The sequence below is a fragment of the Oceanobacillus caeni genome, from assembly GCF_019037185.1.
In the GTDB taxonomy this organism is placed as follows: domain Bacteria; phylum Bacillota; class Bacilli; order Bacillales; family Amphibacillaceae; genus Oceanobacillus; species Oceanobacillus caeni.
On the sequence record NZ_JAHHXM010000019.1, the window covers coordinates 37,261 to 60,610 of the forward strand.

A 23,350-nucleotide genomic window follows, 5' to 3' on the forward strand; every position below is an offset into this window, starting at 1 on the left:
TTTATTATTTCTTAAACCATTTATCCCATAGTTCATGGAATAAAAAGTTATATTTAATCATTACTCCATATCCTATGACTAGACTAACAATCAGACCGGGATAAATAGGCTGGTTAAAGAGAAGATTTACTATGACTGTATATGTTGCTGCAACATTAAAGCTGATTGCCAATGCATTTATGATATAAGCAAGTTTAAAGAAATCTACGTAGTTCACCCTACTTTGATTAGTCTTATAAATGCTTTTAGTTATTTAAACCTTTTAACTAAGCACATCACTCATAACACAGCCTGCAAGCGAATTTGAAATATCAATATGACGGAATAACCAATTAATTATCTTCGGTTCAAAGCTAAATTCTTCAACAAATACTTTTCCTTGGATAAATAATATGGCAATTTCAGCCGTTATGGTTATCCGTGTATCAGGAAACTGAAAAGTCATCACTGTATGTCGACTTTGATAATTATTTATGTCTGTTTAAGAGTCCTCGAAATAAGTGGCTATGTTATCGTCTTCAGTGATCTCGACAAGCTTTTTATAAAAGTCCTTGATATTTTCTTTAAAGATTCCTTCTTTTAATTTCCCCTTTACAGTAAAGTCAGTCAAAGTTGCAGTATATTGTTCTAGGTCGAGTCGTTCATTTATATATTGTTCCCAATGAACTTGATCTAGTGGGTTAGTAAATTTTGCTTCGAATTTATTTACAATACCGAGAATGTAGAATGCTCCCAATTGTGTCCCTCCTCAATAAATGAATTTCCCATTGCACTATATCGGCCCTTGCTTTACTAGTTAATGCTATTATAACGATTACCTCGGAAAATTTATATACCTTTTCTGCAACAGGTCGATTCGTAGTCATAACAGGTCAGATAGTGGTCATAAATCGTCATTTTGAGGAAGTGAAAAATTACTCATCTTGCTATAGCGGTTGGAATGTATTATTTAAACGTGGTAAAAAGTAATTAACTCCTCTTGAAATTGCACATTATCGCATTAATTCGTAACCTCTTCAATTGCAAAACATCATGGCAATTTGTATTGGAACGAGTTAGTTACACTTGCTATTACTGATTTCATTTAGTGTGGTTGAACGAAGTATAAGCGCTAGATAGGAAAGGATAAAGTGATTTTATGACAGATAGTGAGAGGAAATTTGGATGGGTGGATGACTGGGCGAAGATGACGGGTGAACGTGCAAGGATCGATGCGAAAGTACATAAGACTGCTATTGTATATAACACGAAGATGAGTAAGGTAAAGGAGTTTTACGATGGTACAATCCAAAGAATGGATTCAGGAGAAAGCAAGGGTGGAATAATGCGAGAGAAGGAACGGATAAATAGAATTATGTTCTCTTACAAAGAATTTGGGAGCAGCAATCTGATATGCGATTTAACAAATTGATTTCTAACCTGCAGCATATGTATTCTCTTCCCAAAACGAAGGATATGGTCAAAGAATGGTGATAGAAAAAGGACCATTTGGGGAAGAAGTAAAATCTTCTTATTTGGACTTTTTCTACTTGGAGGATGACAAGTGGGTAGAATTCCTGCAAAGGATGGCTGATGGTCAGGAAAAGGACTATAAATAGTCTTTAACCTATTTTTTCTTGCCACGGCAGATTAAGGAACTGCAATAGGTAGAAGAAAGATAATGACTAAATTGAAGACGAAATGAATTGGAGTAATCCAGTACAGATAAAAGTAAATGGAATTTACGAATAAAGAAAACGGAAATGCCTTTTATGACATCTCCGTTTTCTAGACCTACAAATTGCACTAACACCAGAAATATTCATCGTAGCGTTAATCAATCTTGTAGTATTAATAGACATATTTAGTATATGTCACCAGACCATGATTAAGCAACCAGATAAATCCAATAGACTAAAATAAAAGTGTGGATCATCTACAACAACTTATACAAAGATATTTCCCCTCTAGTCTTTAGCAAATGGCAGCAACAGCGTATATAGCCCTTTCTTCTGTTCGAGCGATAACGACGAAATCATTTTATTTAATTTAGCATCAAGTTCTTCTTCTGTATTTGCATCATCTTCTTCACTTAATTCGATATTTTGTAGTTTGCTTTCCCCTTCAAGTGCATACAGAAAATCACCCATCGATATATTAAGTGCCTTACATATTTTTTCTAATAAGGAGAAGGTGATCTCTTGATTGCCGCTTTCTATTCGTGATAAAGAAGGTTGAGAAAGACCGATTTGTTTTGCAAAATCAACCATTGTTAATTTACTTTCTCTTCTTAACCTACGTATCAACTTACCAGCCTGTAAATCGTCCATTTTAATTTCCCTTCTCATTCTATTTCCTTTATCGTATTATTTTCTAGTTTTACAATCAATAGATATCATGTTATATTCATAATATAAATATATTCATAATATGAATAAAAGGGTGATTTTAGATGATTGATGGTTTCCCAAGATTGGTTAATCAACTGATTGAAAGTCGTTTGGAGGATATCATTACTAGTGAAGAATATGAGATGTTTATGGAAGGGATTTATAAGGATTTGGAACAGAAGCTATCGTCAAGCATTAAAGATCTTGATGAAGAGGCAAAGAATAATCTTATTGAAGATCTTAAATCAAATATTTTTCAACAGGTATTCCAGAAAAGTAAGTTGACCTACCGTGTGGCGTTTAAAGATGCACTTTCATTTTTTGTTGATACATTATTAATACCTAAAAGATAAAGGAGTTGTTGCGAATTATGTCTTCAATGAATCTCTTCAAAGGAAAATTGGTTATAGATATTGTAGCAGCTGTAAAAACTAGCGATGAAAAAACTATGACAGATGAAGCCCATGAAGGATTTACGCCTGAACTAACGAATGAAATCATGGCTCTCTTGGGTGCAAAAGGTTATATCTGTCAAACGTTTGGAGTTACATTAGAAAATAAAGGTGTAGCATATGATGTTGAGTTGGAACTAATTGAAAAGGAAAAGCAGGAATCTTCTAGAAGAGCTGAATCAGTTTATAATAAGGCAAATCGTATAACTATTAAATTAGACTAAGGGGATATCAAGACAGTAATGGTTAAAAGCACAAGTTTATCAGAAATACCAAAAGCTTTATTTGAAGATAGGGAAGTAAGCATTAATCGTGGTGAATACATTATTCGTTACATGATTGATGATGGTAAAGAAGTTCCGGCTATGTTGATTAAACAATATGGATATTATGCAGTACCCCAAAGTATCATGGTGGAAATAAGAAGAGGAACAATGCCCTTAGCAGATTTGACATTCCTATTTGCTTGTTACTATGTTGCTTCTACAAGTAATCGCAAAAGTATTCGAATGGATGAAGTTTTCGAATGTATAACGGGGAATTGGGATGAGATCCGAACTCGTAACACTGCCCAGCGATTTAGTTTAACTTTATCTAATATGGACAGATACAAAAGATGGATAAAAAAGCATGATCATTATATAAAATACTTTGTAAAGTATTAATTAAAAAGAAGTATCCAAAAGGGGAACTTCTTTTTTTGATAATTATTGTTAATTACAAGACCAGTTGAACGCACGCACATAGTAGTTAGAAAGGAATTTTATCTAATGAGAAGGGTATTAGTGAACAAGGTTCGTTGTAAAAAGTGTGACGATATTATTGAATCAATACATAGTCATGATTTTAAACGATGTAAATGTGGATCTATATTTTTAGATGGAGGCAAGGATTATCAGCGGTATGGTTGGGGGACGAATCAGCCTAACAGTGTAAAACTGGAGGATTTCATCGATTTTAGTTATTCAGTTTATGAAGAAGATTGAAGATAGACTTCTTGACGTAAATGAACAAGGGGATTTACTATTGCTAGAAAAGTGTGCTTATAGTAATAACAACGGGCTTCTAACTTGTTTATAATAACTAATTCGATATATGAGTATAAATAAAAAATAAGCAGTTCAATTCATTCGCGTGTAAATTGAACTGTTTATTTTTATTGAAAATCAATGTTGTTTTATGATCAAAGTAACTTATATAACATATCACTAATTGAATTTGCAATTTGAGATATTAGCATATATTCATTGCCATAGTTTATTCAAGAAAATTTATATTAAAATAATTTGTTAAGTTCTATCAGAGGTAGATGGAAATTTTTAGTCACATCAAAACTAACTTGTGGTTCATTAAACAGAAGAGATGGGTATCCTACTTACGATGGTAGGGGGCAGACACAATTTAGTTTCGTGCAAGGCCTCTTTCAAATGCCGCTAGATGATTTATAGAAGCATTGCGCAGTTGGGTAAAGACTAATCGAACATCATTTGGAATATTAAGGACTAAAAATTTTTCATACATCGAAATATTGTCTATCTCACCTTGTACACAAGCAGCGTATGCTGCTTTAATGTTTTCCGGAGTAGTAATGAATGTGTACGATATATCTTCAGGTAGAGGAATCTGATAGCGATAAAAAAGGGGTAATAGTGCATTGATATGTCTTAATTCAGCATCCCTTATTTGCGCAAATGGACGAATATATCCAAAGATTTCCAAAATATTATTGTATCTTGCTTGAGCTAAATACTCGTCTTGGAGGGCATAAGTCAACATTTGAGGCAAGGTTAATGTGGAGGCATTTAATGCCCCAGTTGCACCGAAATTATCAATTTGTCGTAATCGATTAGAATAATACAAATAGTTCTCCTCCCAGTATCTAAATTTTATTTATCTTATGCTATATGTTGGGTTGTTGTTCGATTTACAACACTGGGAAACAGGAAGCCATTATTTTTGTTTGCCCCTTTAATGAATAATATTAAAAAACTGCAGATAAACTTCTATAAACGTCAATATACAAAAGTACATTTATTAAGAATGATACATAGGATACATATGACAATAATGGAGGAGTGAGAAGATGTATTATTCACCATATATGTATCCAAATTACTATGTAAGTGTTCCAATGCACCATGTTCGCCAACAGCCTATATATTGGGGTTACCCACAAGAAACAAATATGGGGAGCATGTATCAACCAACGCAAATAGAAGATAGAGCAAAAAATATGGCATTTAAAGATCAAGGGAAACAGCCATTCGTAATAAATATAGAGGAAGCTGCGGAAAGGAATCGAAACTTTCGCACGGCAATATGGACCGGAAATCATTTACAGGTTACATTGATGAGTATTGGTGTTGGAGAAGACATTGGTTTGGAAGTCCATCCAGATGTAGATCAATTTCTACGTATTGAAGAAGGTCAGGGGCTTGTTCAAATGGGTGACACCGAAAATAATTTGAACTATGAAAGAAGGGTTTCTGAAGATTATGCTATCATGGTTCCTACTGGTAAATGGCATAATTTAACAAACACTGGAAATAAGCCATTAAAGTTATATACCATTTATGCACCTCCAGAACATCCATTTGGAACGATTCACCAAACGAAAGCAGATGCAATGGCTGCGGAAGAAGGCGGTAATTCGGCCAATCCAACTTATTTCGGTAGAACTCCAGATGAATGGGTACAGTATACAGAGTTTTTAGTGAAAGAAGGATTAGAAGACGTTAAGAGAGGAATAAATGCTACACATATCCTTCAAGAGTTTATTCTCATGGGAGTTCTCGTTGGAAAAGGCTATTCTCCTAAAAGAGCATATGAGACTGTAGAAGAATGGGAACGTACGGGAGAATCAAAACTTCTTCCGCAAAGTAAAAATATGTAGGGATAGTCTAGTATTAAATGGGGTTTGTCATTTTGACAAAACTCCTTTTTTTATTTTTATGAAATGTTAAATGTAACTTTCATCAAATTTTCACATTGGAAGGGTAAGGTACATTAGACGGAGTTTGAAAGTGAGGAAATACGATGGCTATAGCAAGTAAGTTAACAGCAATTGGTATAATTGCTCTAAGTTTCGCAGTAGGCTTTCTATCCTTCTATCTGTTAAGTGACTTAACTAGAGAGCAAAAGAAATTACAGGTAGAGGAAATAATATCGCAATTATTCAATTTTGTAATCTTTATTTGGATTGGGAAAATCTTAATAAACCTTTCCACTTTTATATCGGATCCTTTATCCATTTTGGCTTATCCGAGTGACTCAAAATCATTTTATTTTGCTATTGTATCAATAGCATTAATGCTTCTATATAAATCGAAACAAAAAAACATGCAAGTAATTCCCTTATTGGATTCTTTTGTCCATCTATTTCTTATTAGTTCGTTTGTATATGAGTTTATTCAATTCGTTGTAGTGGATAATTTCTATGCATTGGGATATTTAATTTTATTATCCATTTTAATCGCTATATTCTTTTTGTTACGGGAGCGTTTTACTACTTTGAAGATGTTGACGGTCATTGTTATAGTTTGGTCGATTGGTATGCTTATTTTAGGATTTGTTCAGCCTTTTGTGACGGTCTTTGGTTATATCATGGCACCATGGTTTGTTGGATTGTTTTTAGTAATGAGCGTCGGTATTTTAACTTATAAAATAAGAAGGGGGGCTACATAATGGGTATTATTGAGACTGATACGATGCTACTGGTAGGAATGCTATTAGCAATAGGAGCTGGTGCTTTATCATTTTTATCGCCATGTGTTTTGCCAATTTTCCCAGCCTATATGTCGTATATAACGGGCATTAGTGTAAAGGAATTACAAGGTAATAAGAATAGAAAAATAGTTCGCCAGTTATTCGCTCATTCGTTCTTCTTCCTTTTAGCAGTTTCCCTAGTATTCCTTAGTTTAGGTGCCAGTGCTTCGTTTTTAGGACAATGGGCGCAAAAACTCTTGGTTGGTGATTCTGGACTACTCATTCAGCGGATAGCAGGAGTTTTTATTATTATAATGGGGTTATTTATAGCGGGTTGGATCCAAATACCGTCTCTAATGAAGGAACGGCGGTTTCATTATACGAAAAAACCAGCTGGATATGTTGGGACATTCTTTATTGGGCTTGGGTTTGCTGCTGGATGGACACCTTGCATCGGACCAATTTTCGGTTCCATTCTACTCTTAGCTGCTAGTAATCCCGGTCAAGGAATGTTTTATACGATTATGTATGTATTTGGATTTGCATTACCATTTCTGGTCTTAACATTCTTTATTGGGAAAACGAAATGGATAGTACGGCATAGCAACATCATAATGAAGATAGGTGCCATCATGATGATTTTGATGGGATTCGTTCTATTCTTCGGATTAATGCCACGTATTTCAGGATTCTTACTAGATTTAGTACAAGATACTTGGTTATCAAGATTAGGGTAAACTTAGGAGGTGTTTGTGATGAAAAAATGGATTCTTTTAGTTGTAGTGATAGGTATGGTAGGCTGGGCAGTCTATGATTTCCTCGACTCAAACAAAAAGTCTGCGGTCCATTTTGAAAATGTAGAGGAGCTACAAGAAGTAGAGGCTGAAGCTACAGATGAAGGAGTAGAAGAAAATCAGAAGCCTGTTATTGGTTTGGAAGTTGGGAACAAGGCACCAGATTTTCAACTAGATACGTTAAGTGGGGACAGTGTAAAATTATCGGACTTTCGTGGACACCGTGTAATGATTAATTTTTGGGCAACATGGTGTCCACCATGTCGAGCAGAAATGCCTGATATGGAAAAGTTCCATCAAGATAAGGATATTGTTATTTTAGCAGTTAATCTAACCAATTCGGAATCTAGTGTAGAAGATATAGAGAACTTTGCTGACGAATATAAACTAACTTTTCCAGTTTTAATGGATTCCAATTTAGACGTAGCAAATCTCTATGCAATCCAACCAATTCCAACTACTTATATGGTTGATTCCAACGGATTGATTAGTTACAAGGCATATGGTGCAATGAATTACGATTTGATGGTGCAGGAATTTGAGAAGATGGAGTAAATTACATATGATGGGCAAAGAGGTGAGAGAATGAAACAAACCATATTAGTTGTTGAAGACGATAAAATGATACGTGATTTAATCAGCATTTATTTGAAAAAATCAGGCTATGATGTTGTGGAGGCTGTAGATGGAGAGGAAGCAAAGGAAGTATTTCTATCGAAACATCCTTGTCTTATCATACTAGATCTAATGCTCCCTAAACTTAGTGGAGAAGAATTTTGTACGTGGGTTCGGGAACAAGAGAGAAATGAAGTATCGATCATTATGCTATCTGCTAAATCACGTATAGAGGATAAAATTAATGGGTTAAAGATTGGGGCAGATGATTATATAGTGAAACCATTTGAACCAGAGGAACTTCTAGCTCATATTGAAGCTGTACTACGGCGAACAGGGCAATTTTGCCAGAAGATTACTTATGATGGATTATGTATTAAACCTCGAAAAGGGGAAGTTTTACTTTTGGATCAAGAAGTAAAACTAACGAAGCATGAGTTCAATCTATTATATTATTTTATGGAGAATCCGAATACGGTTATCTCTAGAGAAAGCCTTTTGAATCAACTATATCCTTATGCGGACAAATTAATACTAGACCGGACAATAGATGCACATATAAAGAAACTAAGGAAAAAAATCGAAGAAAATCCAGCTGTACCTAAACGAATTATTACGGTCCGAGGAATGGGGTATAAATTTGTTACGGAATAAAATAAGAAAGGTGCTTGTTCCCAAACAATTTCTTTTTCGATTAACGTTTATTAACATATTAGTGATTGCTGCATTTGTAGGTTTAAGTAGTTGGGCAATTTATAATACTGCATGTGTTCTTGCGGATGGATTAACTTCAATGAGTAATCAAAAACAAGCTCAATTCGAGACGACATTATTTCAATACTTGTGGATATTCAGTATTTCTACCATTATTATTGGTAGTCTTATTCATTTCTATTTAACCAAAAAGTTGATTCATCCATTAAAAGAACTAATTTCCTCTACTAAAAGGATGAAACAGGGTGAATATCCTAATCCTATTCAAGCTAAATCAGATGGTGAAATAGGCGAATTAATTAGTCATTTTAATGATTTAATTAAACAGCTTGAGGATAATGAACTTCATCGACAAAAACTAGTTTCTGATTTATCCCATGAGTTTCGTACTCCTCTATCCAACTTAAAAGGGTATCTCCGTGCATTACAAAGTGGAGTGATTCAAGGAGACGAAAAGCTATACCAATCTTTATTCAATGAATCAAAGCGGCTTATTCATTTGGTAGAGCAGATGGAACAACTGAAAGAATGGGATCACGTATCAACCCAGAGTTTTTCAGAAAAATCACTTGTTCAAATTGAAAAGATAGTGGAACAATCGATAGAAATGTTTCGCTGGGCAATAGAACAGGAAGACATTAACATGCAAGTAGACGTTGCACCGAGTATTATTAAACTAAATAGTGGTGCAATCTCACAAGTCATTAGTAATTTACTTGATAATGCCATTCGCTACTATGAGGGTAGTGGGTCAATAACAATCAAGGGAATAGATTCTCAATCAGAGTATAGGCTTAGTATAGCTGGACCCGGAAAATCTCTTTCGATTGATGAGCAGGAACGAATTTTTGAACGGTTTTATCGTGTTGACCATTCGAGATCACGAGAATATGGCGGTTCTGGTTTAGGGCTTGCTATTTCAAAAGAGATTATTGAACATCACCGAGGAAAGATAGGTGTTATTTCAGAAGAGAATGTGCATACCTTTTGGTTTAGTCTGCCTAAAGGATAAGTATTGACTTTTAGCTATCTCATGAGGGCATTATTAAAAAATAAGAGAGGCGAATAAAATGAAGTTTAATTTTAAGGACTCAGGAGCGTTAGAAGCAGAATTTGAATATGGTAAACTTGATATTTCGAGTAATTCGGAACTTGGCTTTCGACCAGTACAGCTACTCGTTTCGTCACTTGTGGGGTGTAGTGGGGGATTATTAAAGAAGGTAATGGAAAAGAAACGTATTGCTTTTGATACAATTAAAATGGAGGTAGAAATCGAACGTAATGAGGAAGAAGCGAATAAAGTTACAAAAATAGTGTTACATTTCATTGTTTTTGGTAAGAATTTAAGTATTTCAAAAGTCCAAAAATCGCTTGACCTTGCAATCAAAAACTGTGCCATGATTCAGTCTGTTAATAGTGCTATTGAAGTTGTTGAAACAATAGAAGTTAGAGAAAAGTAGGTCGGGTGAGCATTGTTGGTAAAAGGAAGGTGTTGGAAAGGTTCTACCATATTAATGAGCGTGGGAAGATTAATCTAAATCTAAACAATCAAAACCTGTCTCATTCTAGAACCATCCAAAAAAATAGAAATCAAAGGGTTGACATTTTACCCTAGGGGGTATATTATTGGTCTTGTAATTGATTTTCAACAAGCTAAATCAATGGAGATCTATAAAAGGTATACTGCAAACGTCGTTATCAATAACGACTAATTTATTGCTAAATATTATACCCATAGAGGTATAATAAATACCAAATCGTAAATTTTTTTGTTAAAAACAATACCGTGGGGGGTAAATGTATGATTCAAGCAAATCACCAATTAGATGCAAAAGGCTTAGCTTGTCCAATGCCAATTGTGAAAACTAAAAAAGCAATTACGGATCTTGAAGATGGTCAAGTATTGGAAGTTCAAGCTACAGACAAAGGATCTAAAGCCGATTTAGCAGCATGGGCAAGCACTGTTGGACACCAATATCTAGGAACATTGGAAGAAGGCGATGTTCTTTATCATTACATTCGCAAAGGCTCTAATGAACCAGAAGTGGAAAAAACATTTGAACACACTGTTTCACTTGATGAAATTGAATCAGGTGACGGTTTAATTTTAGATGTGCGTGAAGCAGCAGAATATGCATTTGGTCATATTCAAGGTGCAAAGTCCATTCCAATGGGTGAATTAGAATCACGCCTTGAAGAATTGGATAAAGAAAAAGAAATCTATGTAATCTGCCGTACAGGGAAACGTTCTGATTTGGCAGCACAACTATTAGCAAACAATGGTTATAAAAAAGTTTATAACGTTCTACCGGGTATGAATGAGTGGAACGGAAAAATAACAAAAGAAATCTAGGAGGAATTTATTATGTCAGAAAAAGTAGCTATTATCGCAGCAAACGGTGGAATGTTTGATGCATACAAAGTATTCAATATCGCAACAGCAGCAGCAGCTTCAGAAAAAGAGGTACAAATCTTCTTCACTTTTGAAGGACTAAACTTAATTCATAAACAAGCAATGCACGCTTTAGAAATGCCAGCAGGAAAGGAACATTTTGCTGAAGGGTTTGAAAAGGCAAATGTTCCTACTATCCCACAACTAGTTGGGATGGCACAGGAACTAGGTGTTAAATTTATAGCATGTCAAATGACAATGGATGTTATGGGACTTACGAAAGAAGATTTCGTTGATGGTATAGAAGTTGGTGGAGCAGTAACATTCCTAGAATATGCAAAAGATGCATCACCAACATTAACTTTCTAATTAGATGATCAATCTTTATGCAGTGGAGAAATTCTCCACTGCTAAAAAATAATTTAAAATATACCTAGGGGGGTAATTCAATAATGACAGTAAATAAATGGACTGCAGCAGAAGTTGCTCGAAAAGTAATTGATAACGAAGAATTATTTATTTTAGATGTTCGTAATCATGATGCATTTGAGGATTGGAAAATTGAAGGACATAAATTCGAGTATTTAAATATCCCTTACTTCGAATTATTAGATGGTGTAGAAGAGATTTTGCCTAAACTTCCAACAGATAAGGAAGTATTAGTAGTATGTGCTAAGGAAGGATCTTCCGTTATGGTAGCAGAAATGCTTTCTGAAGCTGGTCGTGAAGTTGCATATCTTGAAGGTGGAATGAAATCTTGGAGTAGTTATCTAGAACCAATTAAAGTTTCCGATTTAGAAAATGGTGGGGAGCTATACCAATTTGTTCGTTTAGGAAAAGGTTGTTTATCTTATATGGTAATTTCTGAAGGCGAAGCAGCTATTATTGATGCAGTGCGTTTCACGGATGTATTCACAAACTTTGCGAAAGAAAAAGGAGTAGAAATCAAGCACGTATTTGATACACACCTACACGCAGATCATATTTCAGGTGGACGTCATATTGCAGCAAATACAGGAGCAACTTACTATCTACCACCAAAAGATGCGACAGAGGTAGTGTTTGATTACACGCCACTTACAGAAGGATTAAATGTAAAAATTGGTGCATCTCAAATTGATGTAAATGCACTTTATTCACCGGGTCATACCATTGGTTCTACTTCATTTGTTATCGACAATCAGTTCTTGTTAACAGGTGATATTTTATTTATCGACTCCATTGGTCGTCCCGATTTAGCAGGACTTGCGGAAGATTGGGTAGGTGACTTACGAGAAACATTATATTCCCGTTATCGTGAACTAGCTGAAGACCTAGTGGTGTTACCTGCACATTTCATGATTATTGATGAGTTAAATGAAGATGGTACAGTGGCTAGAAGATTAGGTGATTTGTTTAAAGAGAATCATGGATTAAACATCGAGGATGAAGCGGAATTCCGTCGTACTGTTACAGATAACCTACCACCACAGCCAAATGCGTATGAACAAATTCGTCAGGTAAATATGGGGAAAATCACACCTAATAATGACGAACAAACAGAAATGGAAATCGGTCCAAACCGTTGTGCAGTTCGCTAATTAATCAATAGAAAAAAATGGGGGTAAATTAAATGAACATTACAAAAACATTAGATGCAAAAGGCTTAGCATGTCCTATGCCAATTGTAAAAACTAAAAAAGCAATGGATACGATTAACTCTGGTGAAGTACTTGAAGTACTTTTAACAGATAAGGGTGCTTTAAATGATATCCCAGCATGGGCTAAATCAGGTGGCCATACCGTATTAGAACAAAAAACAGAAGAGGATGTTCTGTACTTCTATATTCAAAAAGGATAAAGAAAACCAAATAGCGAGTAGCGTGAACTACTCGCTTTTCTAAATAAGAAAGAAGGTTTAGTAATGGATTTAACTTTTATCATCGTTGTGTTTGCAATTGGGTTTATTGGTTCCTTTTTATCCGGTATGTTAGGTGTTGGGGGTTCCATTATTAAATACCCAATGCTACTTTATATTCCCCCTTTATTTGGTCTAGTAGCATTTACAGCCCATGAGGTTTCTGGAATAAGTGCAGTACAAGTACTGTTTGCTTCCATTGCAGGTGTATGGGCATATCGAAAAGGTGGATACCTAAACAAGCAGCTCATCATTTATATGGGTGGAGCTATCCTAATAGGAAGTTTAATTGGTAGTTATGGATCGAGTTTCTTATCCGAGCAAGCAGTAAATGTTGTGTATGGTATTCTAGCTGTGATTGCAGCTGTAATGATGTTTGTACCAAAGAAAAAAATGGACGATGTACCATTAAATGAAGTTACCTTCAACAAGCCGCTAGCGGCAATATTAGCATTAATTGTGGGAATAGCATCTGGTATAGTCGGTGCGGCAGGAGGCTTTTTACTTGTACCAATCATGCTTACGGTTTTGCACATTCCAACACGAATGACGATTGCAACAAGTTTAGCAGTAACGTTCATTTCTTCTATCGGGGGAAGTGTTGGTAAAATTGCTACTGGACAAGTAGATTATTGGCCAGCTGCTATTATGATTGTAGCAAGTTTATTAGCGGCACCACTTGGAGCAAAAGTAGGAAAGAGAATGAATACCCGAATTTTACAAGTGATATTAGCACTTTTGATTGCGGGTACTGCTATTAAAATTTGGATAGATATTTTGACTTAAATAATATTTTAAACCTTCTAGATACGAAAATAGACAATAATAAAGGAGATGCAGACTGATGAAAAGTATATCAGCAGTAGAGTTACATGAGAAAATAAAAAATGGAGAAAACGTCCATATTATTGATGTCCGGGAAGACGTTGAAGTTGCAGAGGGGAAAATTCCTGAAGCTAAACATATTCCTTTGGGGGACATCCCAAATTCTTTAGACAAAATAGATAAAAATAAACATTATTACATGGTTTGTCGTTCTGGTGGAAGAAGTTCAAGAGCATGTGAATTTTTAATCAATCAAGGATATAATGTTACGAATATGACTGGCGGAATGTTAGCGTGGGTTGGTGAAATAGAATAGGAGGCTTAAATATGGGAAAGAAAGTACTGATTGTTGGTGGAGTTGCTGGTGGAGCTTCTGTCGCTGCACGAGTCAGAAGATTAGATGAAAGTGCAGAGATTATTATGTTTGAAAAAGGTCCTCACGTATCCTTTTCGAACTGTTCGTTACCTTATCATTTAAGCGGTATTGTAGAAGATAGCGAAAAGCTTGTTTTAATGTCTCCCGATATCTTTAAGAGTCGCTACAATATTGAAGCTAGGGTACAACAGGAAGTTATTCAAATTAATCGGGATAAGAAAACAATCACTGTAAAAGATTTGATCTCAGATAAAACATACGAAGAGGGCTATGATAAATTGGTGCTTTCTCCCGGTGCTTCACCTATTCGACCAAATTTAGAAGGCATAGACAATTCTAATGTTTTTACAGTACGAAACGTAGTCGATATTGAGAATATCAATTCATATATCAAGCAAAAAGGTATGAAGGATATCGCGGTCATCGGTGGTGGCTTTATTGGAGTAGAGGTTGCAGAAAATCTTAAACTTGCGAACTATAATGTAACATTAGTTGAGTTTGCAAATCAAGTAATGGCACCATTTGATTACGATATGGCTCAAATCCTTCATAAAGAAATGGTGGATCACGGAGTTGAACTTATTCTAGATGATGGGTTATCTAAAATTTCTGATGGATATATTACAACAAACTCCGGTAGGAAAATTGATGCGCAGGCAGTGGTATTAGCGATTGGTGTAAGACCTGAAACCAACTTGGCTAAGGAGGCAGGTCTTGAGATTGGAGAAACAGGAGCTATTAAGGTCGACTCCAATTACTTAACAAGTGATAGAGATATTTATGCAGTTGGGGATGCCATTGAAGTGTATCATCGTTTGTTACAAAAACAAACAAGACTAGCACTAGCTGGGCCAGCCCAAAAACAAGCCAGAGCGGCTGCAGATCATATGTATGGAATTCCAAATAGAAATATCGGTGTAATAGGATCATCATCCATCCATCTCTTTGATCTAAATGCAGCATCTACTGGACTTAATGCAAGAACAGCTGAGCAAGCAGGAATGATGTACGATTATGTTTACTTAATGCCGGGAGATAAAGTGGGACTCATGCCAGACAGCAATCCGATGCATTTTAAATTGGTTTATGAATATCCAACAGGTCGAATTTTAGGTGCGCAGGCAATTGGTAAAGGAAATGTAGATAAACGAATTGATATTATTGCAACCATGATTACAATGAATGGAACGTTGGAAGATTTGAAAGACCTAGAATTGACCTACTCCCCAATGCTAGGAACAGCTAAAGATGTCGTTAATCATGCCGCTTTAGTAGGGCTAAACCTACTACAAGGCAGATACAAAGAAGTAAAAGTTTCCCAAGTTCGAGAACTAGTAGAAAGTAATGCTTTTATTATTGATGCACGAGAAAAAGGTGAATATAATGCAGGTCATTTTAAAAACGCAGTTAATATTCCTTTAAGTGAGTTTAGACAGAGACTTGATGAAATTCCAAAAGGTCAGCCCGTATACATTCACTGTCGTTCAGGTCAAAGAAGTTATAATATGGTAATGGCATTACAAAATTTAGGATATGAGAATGTATACAACATTTCTGGTTCCTATTTGGGTGTAAACCTTTATGAATATTTTAATGATTTAGTTACTGGTAGAGAAAGAATAGTAACTGAATATAATTTTAAGTAGACTTAAAATCTGAAGAATATTATTTAACAGTATGAAACGGAGGTACATTATTTGGTGTATCCTCCATTTATTTTCTAATCTCAAGATGTGTATAAGTTTTGTTAAAGAAATCAAAAGCGACTAATAGAAAATAATATTGAAATCTTGACAATATACCTTATGGGGTATATTATTATTTATGTATTCCTTATTAAAAGGTGATCAATTATGATTATATATTTGCTATGTGTAGTTTTTGTTTTATTATGTTACGAATTATATAGAAGGTATTTCCCAATTATGGGAATAACTTGTAAGAATAGAATTGGCGAAAAGGATATCGTTATATTAGATTTAAGAGATTACAACGAAAAAGGAACTTTAAAAAATGTGGCAATGCAGATACCTTACGCTTATTTGAGAAGACACTACAGTGAGATTCCGGATCAGTCACTTCATGTTGTAGCGAATGATCGAATGGATATTAATCTAGGGGTGAGATTTTTATTAAGAAAAGGATATAGTGTTAGTAGTTTCGAGATTATAGGTTGTGCATGTAAAGGAGGAATAATAGATGGAGTATGATAAATCTGTTATAAATCGTTTAAAACGTATTGAAGGTCAAATTAGAGGCGTATTAAATATGATTGAGCAAAATAAAGATTGTAGGGAAGTAATTACTCAATTATCAGCATCTCGTACTGGTATTGATCGTACAATTGGATTAATTGTAAGTATGAATTTAGAACAATGTGTTCGAGAGAATATTGAAAATGATGAAGATACGAAAGAACTTGTAAAAGAAGCAGTAAATTTATTAGTGAAAAGTAGATAAGGGTTCTAAAAATTTTCTTACTAAAAGGAAATTTAACAACCTTTTTCTTTTTAAATAAAACATACCCCGATGGGTATATGGTTAAGTCTAGTCTAATGGAAGTAACCGAATGAAACAATTAGAACAGAAGGTAAAATGACATCAGATAAAAATTAAGAAAAGAGAAGGTGAAGGTAGAGTGGATATTATACAATGGATTTTTATTATTTTGATCGCACTCTTTGTGATCAATCGTATTATTCCCAAAAAGGGCATTACGAATATAACTGTTCAAGAAGCAAAAGATAAATTTAAGGATAAAAGTGTTCAATTTATAGATGTCCGTACACCGGGTGAATATAAAGCAAATCATCGCAAACCGTTTAAAAATATCCCACTTTCCAACTTGCCTAGCCAAGTAGACAAATTGGAAAAACATAAAGAAGTTGTTGTTATATGTCAAAGCGGAATGAGAAGTGCAAAAGCAGCAAATATCCTGAAAAAACAAGGATTCGAAAATATTTACAATGTAAAAGGTGGAATGAGTGCTTGGTATTAGAAAGGATGACAAGTGATGGCAAAACAAATAGCACCAGAAGAAGTAGCTAAACGTCTTCAAAATAGTGAAGAAGTATTCATAATTGATGTTCGTGAAAATGGAGAAGTAGCTAGTGGTAAAATCCCAAGTGCCAACAACATTCCTTTAGGTCAGCTTGCATTACGAAAAGGTGAACTGGACAAGGAAAAGAGCTATGTGGTTGTTTGTCAATCAGGTAATCGAAGTAAAGCTGCCTGTGGAATACTAGAGGCATTAGGTTTCAAAGTTGAAGATATGGTCGGTGGAATGAATAATTGGAATGGAAACAGTGAATAAAAACTAAGTAGATAGGAGTGAAATCAAAAGATGTTTCATTACACAATAGAGACACACAAATCTATAGAAGATGCCATTAAGTCATTGGAAGTAAATTTAAAGGAAGAAAAGTTTGGTGTTCAGTGGCAGTTTGACATTAAGGAAACATTGCAAAAGAAAGGATATGAACTAGACCATCCATTTACTGTTTTAGAAGTATGTAATCCTATAGAAGCGCAGCGTGTGTTGTCAACGAATCAGCTAATTGGATATTTCCTTCCATGTAAAATCGTTGTTTACGAGGATAATGAAGGGAAAACTAACATAGGGCTACCAAAACCAACTGCTCTAATTCAAATGGTAGAAGATGAAGAATTAAAGGAAATTGCAACCGACATTGAAGAAAGACTGATTGCCTGTATTGATAAAAGTAAGTAATCAAGTGAAGTTCAACAGGATTTTCATTTAGTAAAAGAGGTTATGTTCAAATGAATCAAACTGTCACGGTATATACATCAAGCTTCTGCCCTGTCTGTGGAATGGTAAAAAGCTTTCTAGACTCCTTTGATATCACTTATAAAGAAGTAATTGTAGACTTAAATCCTATAGCAAGGATGAAAGTAATAGGAAAAACGAAAAGATTGACGGTTCCGCAAACCAATATAAATGGAGAGTGGATAAGCGGGTTTGATCCGGAGAGAATGTTAAAGATATTGATTAAATGATCTCGTACTACTACGAATACGTAAAGACAGTAAGGATATAAACATTCTTTACTGTTTTTTTTATTCTAGCTTTAATATTCTTCTAACATGGGTAACTTTTATGTACAACATTAGAATTTAATACAGTGGTTTATTAAAGATAATATAATATATGGTAACTATTATTAGTTACCAATAAAAGATACTATGCAGAGTAATAGAGCAATAAAATTAGTGAAATACAGTGCCAGTCAATGTTTGATTTGGTTTCTATTAATGGTTACCATTCATATGTTAATGGCTATTTTGATGTTAACGATTATCAAATGAGTGTATTACTCTGGATAATGGTTACTATTAATCGTAACTAATAGTAAAAGTGAATAGCAAGGTGAGAGATGTAACTGAAGGGAAAGTGTTGATATGATAGTCTTTATTTATAGTATCCAATAATGGTTACCAATGATGTTTTATGTATCAGTCATTCCAAATGAATGACTGTGCGTGAAAAGTGATAATCAGTATTTACGTAGTGTTTTATATAATTGATTTACATTTAGTCCTAAAGGGTGAACGATAAGTTTTAATCCAGATTCTTTTAATCTCTTTATAACTGCTGAGTCTGACTTAAATCGTTGTAGTATATTTTTCGTTCTGCCAATTCCATCACTAAAACTAGAACGATTTGATAAGCTGTTATCGACAATAACAATATCCATGATATGAAGAACTTCTGGATTCTTTTCGGCAAGGATTGCGTATTTAAATAACTTTTGAGCTAGGGTTTCGATAGGCTCCGTTCCCATATCCATCTCAATATTTATTATAGCGTCCCTTACTTCTGGTGTTCCTTTTAGTTTAATAATCCAGTCTGGTTTTACTATTGTCATCGTAGCTCCATTTAATTTATTACCAGCTTTACTTCCTGTAGTCATATATTTTGCTATTTCCGCATGAAATGCTCCGTTATTTTGTCGATGTAGATTTTTATGTTTTCTTACCCATTCGGTATATGGATACATTGCTGGTGAATAGGAAAATGAAGTTTGATTATAAATGATTGGATACTTTGTTTTATTTGTATTTGGATCTTTAATAGCTTTCTTATTAAAGGTTGTTAATATATTTAGTGCTGCTTGTTGTGTTGCAATAAAGTGCAACAAGTTTTTCTTTTGATTAAATTTATATATTTTTGGTTTGTTGTATGATTCGTCTAGAAGTCCACTTTCTATTAATACATCAACAGCCTTACTTCCGATTGCCAAGAATTTAAAACGTTCCCCTTCAAAACCCTTAGAATAATGTTCTGAACGAATTAGATGATAGTCCTCAAACTTTCTGATTCGATTTTTAAAACTATATTCTTTAATCCCCAATTCGAATAAGTGTTTAGCAGCTTGATAGAATTGCTGCAAAGTTAATAACCGTTGTTGTTCTAAAAATGCTAATAACTTTAAATCTGTATTAGTAAGTTCTAATCGTTGTCTCGCATTTTTCTTTAAGATGATTTTATCTTGCATTTGTTTTTTTCTCCTTTCCCTTTGGGTGAATGACATTTGCTAGCCAGAACACTTTTAGAATTTCAATTTTCACTATTATTGTCAGCTATATAAAAGGTTGATTACATGCAGGCTATTTCAGTAAGTAATATACTTCTCCTGAATAATTAACTTAAATGCTGCTAATTTTTATCAGTAACCTTATTATTTGGGTGGTTACTGTTTAATGGAAAGTGTTCTTTAAATAGTGTACTGTCAAATTTTGATATTCCTAGTCCTATAAAATAAAAGAAATAAATTCAATAGTGAGTGGGTGTTTATAAAATAAAAGTAAAAAGACTTGCAATAAAAAATCATCGTTGTATAATGATAGTCAAATAAATAAATTGATCGACTTTCTCAACAAAAAGGGAAAAACCCAAGAGGAAGTAGTGAAATATACACATACTTACGTGTATATATTTTGCTACGTCTGTCTTGGGTTTTTCTCTTTTTCTCTTTTTTTATTTGAAAAAACCTAATGGCAGACGGAGACGAGGAGATGATAATCAGGAAAAAAGTTCAAATTGAGATAGAAAATATATTAAGTAAAAGGAGAGATTCAATTGCAAAAAATAAAAAAAGCTGTCATCAGAGAGGATTTGTTCGTACTAACGGGCAGCATGGAAGAAGCCATAATATTAGGCCAATTAATTTACTGGATAGATCGTATGAAAGATGCTGATAAATATAAACTTGAAGAAAGAGAGCGTTTAGACAATCATTTAGCGGATTCATTTAAACACGGTTGGATTTATAAAAAAGCTGAGGAGTTGGCTGAGGAAGTAATGCTCGGTGTATCACCTAATACGATTCGAAAGTATCTAGGCAATATAGTAGAAAAAAATTATGTTAAAAGAAGAAACAACCCTCGGTATAAGTGGGATAAGACTTTACAATATCGTGTTAACTTAGTGAAAATCATGTTAGATTTAAGCAGTTTGGGATATCCGATAGATGAATACAAGCAGTTTTTACGAAGTGAAAAAAACGATGCTTCGAGTAAACAAATTGTTTTACCGAATGTAGAAAAAGTTAATTCGAAGCTCAATGGTTGCGCTGCAATACCAGAGATTACTACAGAGATTACTCCAAAAATTAATTCAGAGACATCTTCGTCAAATGAAGATGAAATTGACATTTATGATTCAAATCAATTTGAATTAATTAGTAAAACCTACTTGAGCCTTAGCAAAAACAAGAAGTTATCGTCTAATGACGAAAAGGCGATTAAGGATGTTGTTGGAGAGAATTGGGAGACTCATCGAGTTATTGGTTGGATAAAAGAGTGTTTCAATAACTTTAAACCAAAACACAAGTTAGATAATATCCGGTCCTTTCGGTATGTTGCTAATTATATATTTGATCAAGCATATAAATTTGAACAGGAGGTACTAGAAGATGAACAAGCTACAGGATATATTGTCCAAGACGAATACTTCCAACGATACGGTTGAGTTATTATACAAGATGCCGGGGAAATTAACAAAGGCAACAGATGATTGTATGTACAGAGAATGTGATGGATCTGGACTAATTCATGTAATAAGAGAAGACGGTTCTGAGGTCATGGTGATATGTAAATGCAGAGAACATAAAGAACTGTTGCGAAAAATTAAGACTGCTAGAATTCCAGATGACTATTTAAGTAAAAGAATTCATGATTTTCATACGAAAATCTATCAGGTAAAGGAAAGTGTGGAAGTAGCGCAATATGCTAGGAGAATTGCAACACGCTATGTTGAACAATATCTAGAGATGGAGGATATGGGGAAAGGATTATACTTTTACAGTAATACAAAAGGATCTGGAAAAACACTTCTATCAATTGCCATTATAAATGAACTTATCATCAAGTATAAGATCAAGCCACTGTATATTTCAGTAGTAAATATGCTAAATGAGATGAAGCATTCATTTTCTAGTAAAGAATCTAATAGAAACTTTTATAGTTTAATGGAATCATTTAAGCATGCTCCATTACTGGTAATGGATGACTTGGGTGTAGAGAAAACAACGGATTGGTCGGAAGAAGTTTTGACGCAAATCTTAGATGAGAGAATGAGTTACAAATGCCCAACTATTATCACATCTAATATGCCAATACAGTCACTCCAAAAGAAGTATCCCGCTGGGAGGATAAAAAGTCGCATTGAAAAAATGACATTCCCAGTTGTTATGCCTGAAGAAAGTGTTAGAGAAATAATATCTAAACAGGAAAATGATGAAATAGCAAAGATGTTTTTTAAATGAAGTGGATTAATGTGTTTGATCTCTTAAAATATAGAAAAAGATTGTTAGAATATGATTATAACAGTCAAAAACTAAAATCGAATATGAACAAAAAAGGGAAAACCCCATTTTTATAGAATGACAGCGATGTGTGTATGCTGCAGTCTTTTAAAGGTGGTTTTCTCTTTTTATTTATCTTGAAGCACACACATTTTACAAAAGGAGGGAAAAATTAAAACATGAAAATTATTGTTAAAGATTCCGATAAACTACGAGCAATGTTGATTGAAAAGGGATTTTCGCAACGAGAGTTTTCGAGACATACCGGATTAAGTGAGAATTACTTTAACCAAATTATTAATCATAAGAAAAACCCCAGCCCAGCGGTTGCAAAGAAAATATCAAATCAATTGGGTTTAGAATTTCATGATGTTTTTCAGATTAAAAAATAAACAGATAGAGAAGAGATCGTGACCTTGTGTATCTGTAGATACACAAAGTAAAAGTAACTGTTCTAAAATTAATTAATTTAAAGGGAGATATATATTATGAAATGTGTAGCATATGTAAGAACTGCAAGTAAGGAACATAGTGAGTCTAGTTTATCAATACAGTTGAATGTGATAGAGGAATATATCAATAAACAAAATTGGCAGTTGTGCAAGATTTATAAAGAAGAAAAAAGTTTGGGATCGAGCTTAAATGTGGGACTTTAGCAAGTGATAAAAGAAGCTCATGAAGGGAATATTGATGTAATTATTTCTATGACATCGTCTCGTTTATTTAGATATTATGAACAAGCAATCCAATTACAAGAGCTTCTCAAACAACAACAAGTCAATATTATTACATTAGATAATGATATTAATACTTTTGAAGGAAATAACAAGTTAATTAATAAATCCCTATGGATGGTTAATTAGGTTGGAAAATCAGTTGGTAAGTAAAGAACTAAAAGAGAAAAAGCAAAGTATAAAATTGTTATATAAATAATAATAGGTAGAGTAAATCGTGGATACTTGTAACCGTCAAGTAGGATTAAACGATTTTCCACAAATAAGGTTCAACAGTTTCCCACAATTATGATTCAACACCTTTTTCTTGAAATAAAGCTTGTCTGTATTTCATTCTAATACTGTCTTGGTTTTCATCGAATGTAATGATTTCACTTCTGTGGAGGAGGCGATCTAAGATCGCCGTTGTTAACGTTGTATCCCCTAGAAACTTTCCCCATTCACCTGGTCCTTTATTAGACGTTAAGATGAATGATGTCTTGTCATACATATCATAAATAAACTGAAAGAATAGTTGGGCATCCTGTGGTTCATATGCCATATACATGATGTCATCAATAATAATCAGATCCGGTGTAGTAATTCGTTTGTATCTTGTTCTTGACTTACTGATATACTCTCTTGTCTTTAGTATATAAAGTAAGTGATCCA

36 protein-coding genes and 1 pseudogene are annotated in these 23,350 nt (G+C 34.1%); 31 read left to right on the top strand and 6 right to left on the bottom strand.

The window, feature by feature from the left end; translation table 11 throughout:
* Window positions 1–262 precede the first annotated feature (262 nt).
* Window positions 263–448, bottom strand: coding sequence for a hypothetical protein (locus KM885_RS11285; protein ID WP_158324162.1), 186 nt, complete (start codon window positions 446–448; stop codon window positions 263–265).
* 33 nt (window positions 449–481) lie between these two features.
* A complete protein-coding gene (locus KM885_RS11290) occupies window positions 482–736 on the bottom strand; it encodes a hypothetical protein (RefSeq protein ID WP_060669338.1) in 255 nt (84 codons plus the stop codon).
* Between the two features lie 402 nt (window positions 737–1,138).
* Between KM885_RS11290 and KM885_RS11295 the strand changes: the two genes are divergently transcribed.
* Together KM885_RS11295 and KM885_RS18095 are read left to right on the top strand one after the other, a co-directional pair.
* Window positions 1,139–1,411, top strand: a complete 273-nt coding sequence (locus tag KM885_RS11295) for a hypothetical protein (RefSeq protein WP_060669337.1) — start codon at window positions 1,139–1,141, stop codon at window positions 1,409–1,411.
* A gap of 55 nt (window positions 1,412–1,466) precedes the next feature.
* Window positions 1,467–1,598 (top strand): hypothetical protein, encoded by a 132-nt coding sequence (locus KM885_RS18095; protein ID WP_255449140.1) that lies wholly within the window; start codon window positions 1,467–1,469, stop codon window positions 1,596–1,598.
* A 348-nt stretch (window positions 1,599–1,946) separates the two neighbouring features.
* Here KM885_RS18095 and KM885_RS11300 read toward each other — a convergent pair whose 3' ends face one another.
* Complete coding sequence (locus KM885_RS11300) at window positions 1,947–2,309, bottom strand: helix-turn-helix domain-containing protein (protein ID WP_060669336.1); 363 nt, start codon at window positions 2,307–2,309, stop codon at window positions 1,947–1,949.
* A gap of 122 nt (window positions 2,310–2,431) precedes the next feature.
* Here KM885_RS11300 and KM885_RS11305 point away from each other — a divergent pair, with 122 nt between their 5' ends.
* The 4 genes from KM885_RS11305 (at window position 2,432) to KM885_RS11320 (ending at window position 3,807) form a co-directional block, all read left to right on the top strand.
* On the top strand, window positions 2,432–2,722 hold the full coding sequence (locus tag KM885_RS11305) for a hypothetical protein (protein ID WP_010648812.1): 291 nt from the start codon (window positions 2,432–2,434) through the stop codon (window positions 2,720–2,722).
* 17 nt (window positions 2,723–2,739) lie between these two features.
* Window positions 2,740–3,045, top strand: coding sequence for a hypothetical protein (locus KM885_RS11310; protein ID WP_010648811.1), 306 nt, complete (start codon window positions 2,740–2,742; stop codon window positions 3,043–3,045).
* Between the two features lie 18 nt (window positions 3,046–3,063).
* Entirely contained in the window at window positions 3,064–3,486 is a 423-nt protein-coding gene (locus KM885_RS11315; RefSeq protein WP_010648810.1) for a hypothetical protein, read from the top strand.
* Window positions 3,487–3,606: 120 nt separating this feature from the next.
* Window positions 3,607–3,807, top strand: coding sequence for a DUF7695 domain-containing protein (locus KM885_RS11320; RefSeq protein WP_225310793.1), 201 nt, complete (start codon window positions 3,607–3,609; stop codon window positions 3,805–3,807).
* 415 nt (window positions 3,808–4,222) lie between these two features.
* Here KM885_RS11320 and KM885_RS11325 read toward each other — a convergent pair.
* A pseudogene (locus tag KM885_RS11325) lies at window positions 4,223–4,660 on the bottom strand (ferritin-like domain-containing protein); the annotation flags it as partial.
* A gap of 244 nt (window positions 4,661–4,904) precedes the next feature.
* Between KM885_RS11325 and KM885_RS11330 the strand changes: the two are divergent.
* The 20 genes from KM885_RS11330 to KM885_RS11425 all read left to right on the top strand — a co-directional run bounded on the left by KM885_RS11330 (window position 4,905) and on the right by KM885_RS11425 (window position 18,156).
* Window positions 4,905–5,714: a cupin domain-containing protein gene (locus tag KM885_RS11330; protein ID WP_216883991.1), complete on the top strand. Its 810-nt coding sequence runs from the start codon at window positions 4,905–4,907 to the stop codon at window positions 5,712–5,714.
* Window positions 5,715–5,857: 143 nt separating this feature from the next.
* Window positions 5,858–6,505 (top strand): hypothetical protein, encoded by a 648-nt coding sequence (locus tag KM885_RS11335; RefSeq protein WP_145524155.1) that lies wholly within the window; start codon window positions 5,858–5,860, stop codon window positions 6,503–6,505.
* Window positions 6,505–7,263 (top strand): cytochrome c biogenesis CcdA family protein, encoded by a 759-nt coding sequence (locus tag KM885_RS11340; RefSeq protein WP_010648805.1) that lies wholly within the window; start codon window positions 6,505–6,507, stop codon window positions 7,261–7,263. The genes KM885_RS11335 and KM885_RS11340 overlap by 1 nt, the downstream gene beginning before the upstream one ends.
* 18 nt (window positions 7,264–7,281) lie before the next feature.
* Entirely contained in the window at window positions 7,282–7,875 is a 594-nt protein-coding gene (locus tag KM885_RS11345) for a peroxiredoxin family protein (protein WP_060669091.1), read from the top strand.
* Between the two features lie 30 nt (window positions 7,876–7,905).
* Window positions 7,906–8,589 carry a response regulator transcription factor gene (locus KM885_RS11350; protein ID WP_060669092.1) on the top strand — a complete coding sequence of 228 codons (684 nt, stop codon included), beginning with the start codon at window positions 7,906–7,908 and terminating at the stop codon, window positions 8,587–8,589.
* The gene (locus KM885_RS11355) at window positions 8,576–9,661 is read left to right on the top strand and encodes a sensor histidine kinase (protein WP_010648802.1); all 1,086 of its coding nucleotides are present in this window, start codon (window positions 8,576–8,578) and stop codon (window positions 9,659–9,661) included. The genes KM885_RS11350 and KM885_RS11355 overlap by 14 nt, the downstream gene beginning before the upstream one ends.
* A 58-nt stretch (window positions 9,662–9,719) precedes the next feature.
* The gene (locus tag KM885_RS11360; protein WP_010648801.1) at window positions 9,720–10,109 is read left to right on the top strand and encodes an OsmC family protein; all 390 of its coding nucleotides are present in this window, start codon (window positions 9,720–9,722) and stop codon (window positions 10,107–10,109) included.
* Window positions 10,110–10,450: 341 nt separating this feature from the next.
* Window positions 10,451–11,002 (top strand): sulfurtransferase TusA family protein, encoded by a 552-nt coding sequence (locus tag KM885_RS11365; RefSeq protein WP_010648799.1) that lies wholly within the window; start codon window positions 10,451–10,453, stop codon window positions 11,000–11,002.
* A 12-nt stretch (window positions 11,003–11,014) separates the two neighbouring features.
* Complete coding sequence (locus tag KM885_RS11370) at window positions 11,015–11,410, top strand: DsrE/DsrF/DrsH-like family protein (protein WP_060669093.1); 396 nt, start codon at window positions 11,015–11,017, stop codon at window positions 11,408–11,410.
* A gap of 83 nt (window positions 11,411–11,493) precedes the next feature.
* Window positions 11,494–12,621: an MBL fold metallo-hydrolase gene (locus KM885_RS11375; RefSeq protein WP_010648797.1), complete on the top strand. Its 1,128-nt coding sequence runs from the start codon at window positions 11,494–11,496 to the stop codon at window positions 12,619–12,621.
* Window positions 12,622–12,653: 32 nt separating this feature from the next.
* The gene (locus KM885_RS11380) at window positions 12,654–12,881 is read left to right on the top strand and encodes a sulfurtransferase TusA family protein (protein WP_151025989.1); all 228 of its coding nucleotides are present in this window, start codon (window positions 12,654–12,656) and stop codon (window positions 12,879–12,881) included.
* Between the two features lie 63 nt (window positions 12,882–12,944).
* Entirely contained in the window at window positions 12,945–13,724 is a 780-nt protein-coding gene (locus tag KM885_RS11385) for a sulfite exporter TauE/SafE family protein (protein WP_010648795.1), read from the top strand.
* A gap of 58 nt (window positions 13,725–13,782) precedes the next feature.
* Window positions 13,783–14,079, top strand: a complete 297-nt coding sequence (locus KM885_RS11390) for a rhodanese-like domain-containing protein (protein ID WP_010648794.1) — start codon at window positions 13,783–13,785, stop codon at window positions 14,077–14,079.
* An 11-nt stretch (window positions 14,080–14,090) separates the two neighbouring features.
* On the top strand, window positions 14,091–15,785 hold the full coding sequence (locus KM885_RS11395; RefSeq protein ID WP_010648793.1) for an FAD-dependent oxidoreductase: 1,695 nt from the start codon (window positions 14,091–14,093) through the stop codon (window positions 15,783–15,785).
* Window positions 15,786–16,064: 279 nt separating this feature from the next.
* Window positions 16,065–16,349 carry a rhodanese-like domain-containing protein gene (locus KM885_RS11400; protein ID WP_225344181.1) on the top strand — a complete coding sequence of 95 codons (285 nt, stop codon included), beginning with the start codon at window positions 16,065–16,067 and terminating at the stop codon, window positions 16,347–16,349.
* Window positions 16,339–16,599: a metal-sensitive transcriptional regulator gene (locus KM885_RS11405; protein ID WP_010648789.1), complete on the top strand. Its 261-nt coding sequence runs from the start codon at window positions 16,339–16,341 to the stop codon at window positions 16,597–16,599. The genes KM885_RS11400 and KM885_RS11405 overlap by 11 nt, the downstream gene beginning before the upstream one ends.
* Window positions 16,600–16,777: 178 nt before the next feature.
* On the top strand, window positions 16,778–17,137 hold the full coding sequence (locus KM885_RS11410; RefSeq protein WP_216883992.1) for a rhodanese-like domain-containing protein: 360 nt from the start codon (window positions 16,778–16,780) through the stop codon (window positions 17,135–17,137).
* Between the two features lie 15 nt (window positions 17,138–17,152).
* Window positions 17,153–17,452, top strand: a complete 300-nt coding sequence (locus KM885_RS11415; protein WP_010648785.1) for a rhodanese-like domain-containing protein — start codon at window positions 17,153–17,155, stop codon at window positions 17,450–17,452.
* 30 nt (window positions 17,453–17,482) lie between these two features.
* A complete protein-coding gene (locus KM885_RS11420; protein WP_060669097.1) occupies window positions 17,483–17,869 on the top strand; it encodes a DUF302 domain-containing protein in 387 nt (128 codons plus the stop codon).
* A gap of 50 nt (window positions 17,870–17,919) precedes the next feature.
* Entirely contained in the window at window positions 17,920–18,156 is a 237-nt protein-coding gene (locus KM885_RS11425; RefSeq protein WP_010648781.1) for a glutaredoxin family protein, read from the top strand.
* A gap of 497 nt (window positions 18,157–18,653) precedes the next feature.
* Here the strand turns inward: KM885_RS11425 and KM885_RS11430 are convergent, their stop codons facing one another.
* Window positions 18,654–19,655 (bottom strand): replication-relaxation family protein, encoded by a 1,002-nt coding sequence (locus KM885_RS11430; protein ID WP_204798061.1) that lies wholly within the window; start codon window positions 19,653–19,655, stop codon window positions 18,654–18,656.
* Window positions 19,656–20,239: 584 nt separating this feature from the next.
* On the opposite strand from KM885_RS11430, the gene KM885_RS11435 reads away from it, so the two are divergent.
* The 5 genes from KM885_RS11435 to KM885_RS11455 all read left to right on the top strand — a co-directional run bounded on the left by KM885_RS11435 (window position 20,240) and on the right by KM885_RS11455 (window position 22,828).
* On the top strand, window positions 20,240–21,130 hold the full coding sequence (locus KM885_RS11435) for a hypothetical protein (RefSeq protein ID WP_216883993.1): 891 nt from the start codon (window positions 20,240–20,242) through the stop codon (window positions 21,128–21,130).
* Window positions 21,075–21,926 (top strand): ATP-binding protein, encoded by an 852-nt coding sequence (locus KM885_RS11440; protein WP_216883994.1) that lies wholly within the window; start codon window positions 21,075–21,077, stop codon window positions 21,924–21,926. Before KM885_RS11435 ends, KM885_RS11440 begins: the two co-directional genes overlap by 56 nt.
* A 218-nt stretch (window positions 21,927–22,144) precedes the next feature.
* Window positions 22,145–22,357 carry a helix-turn-helix domain-containing protein gene (locus KM885_RS11445; RefSeq protein ID WP_204798058.1) on the top strand — a complete coding sequence of 71 codons (213 nt, stop codon included), beginning with the start codon at window positions 22,145–22,147 and terminating at the stop codon, window positions 22,355–22,357.
* Between the two features lie 96 nt (window positions 22,358–22,453).
* Entirely contained in the window at window positions 22,454–22,621 is a 168-nt protein-coding gene (locus KM885_RS11450; protein WP_216883995.1) for a recombinase family protein, read from the top strand.
* A 3-nt stretch (window positions 22,622–22,624) separates the two neighbouring features.
* Entirely contained in the window at window positions 22,625–22,828 is a 204-nt protein-coding gene (locus KM885_RS11455; protein ID WP_216883996.1) for a recombinase family protein, read from the top strand.
* 157 nt (window positions 22,829–22,985) lie between these two features.
* On the opposite strand, the gene KM885_RS11460 is transcribed toward KM885_RS11455, so the two are convergent.
* Window positions 22,986–23,350, bottom strand: a 365-nt coding sequence (locus KM885_RS11460) for an ATP-binding protein (RefSeq protein ID WP_216883997.1), incomplete at its 5' end; no start/stop codon positions are given.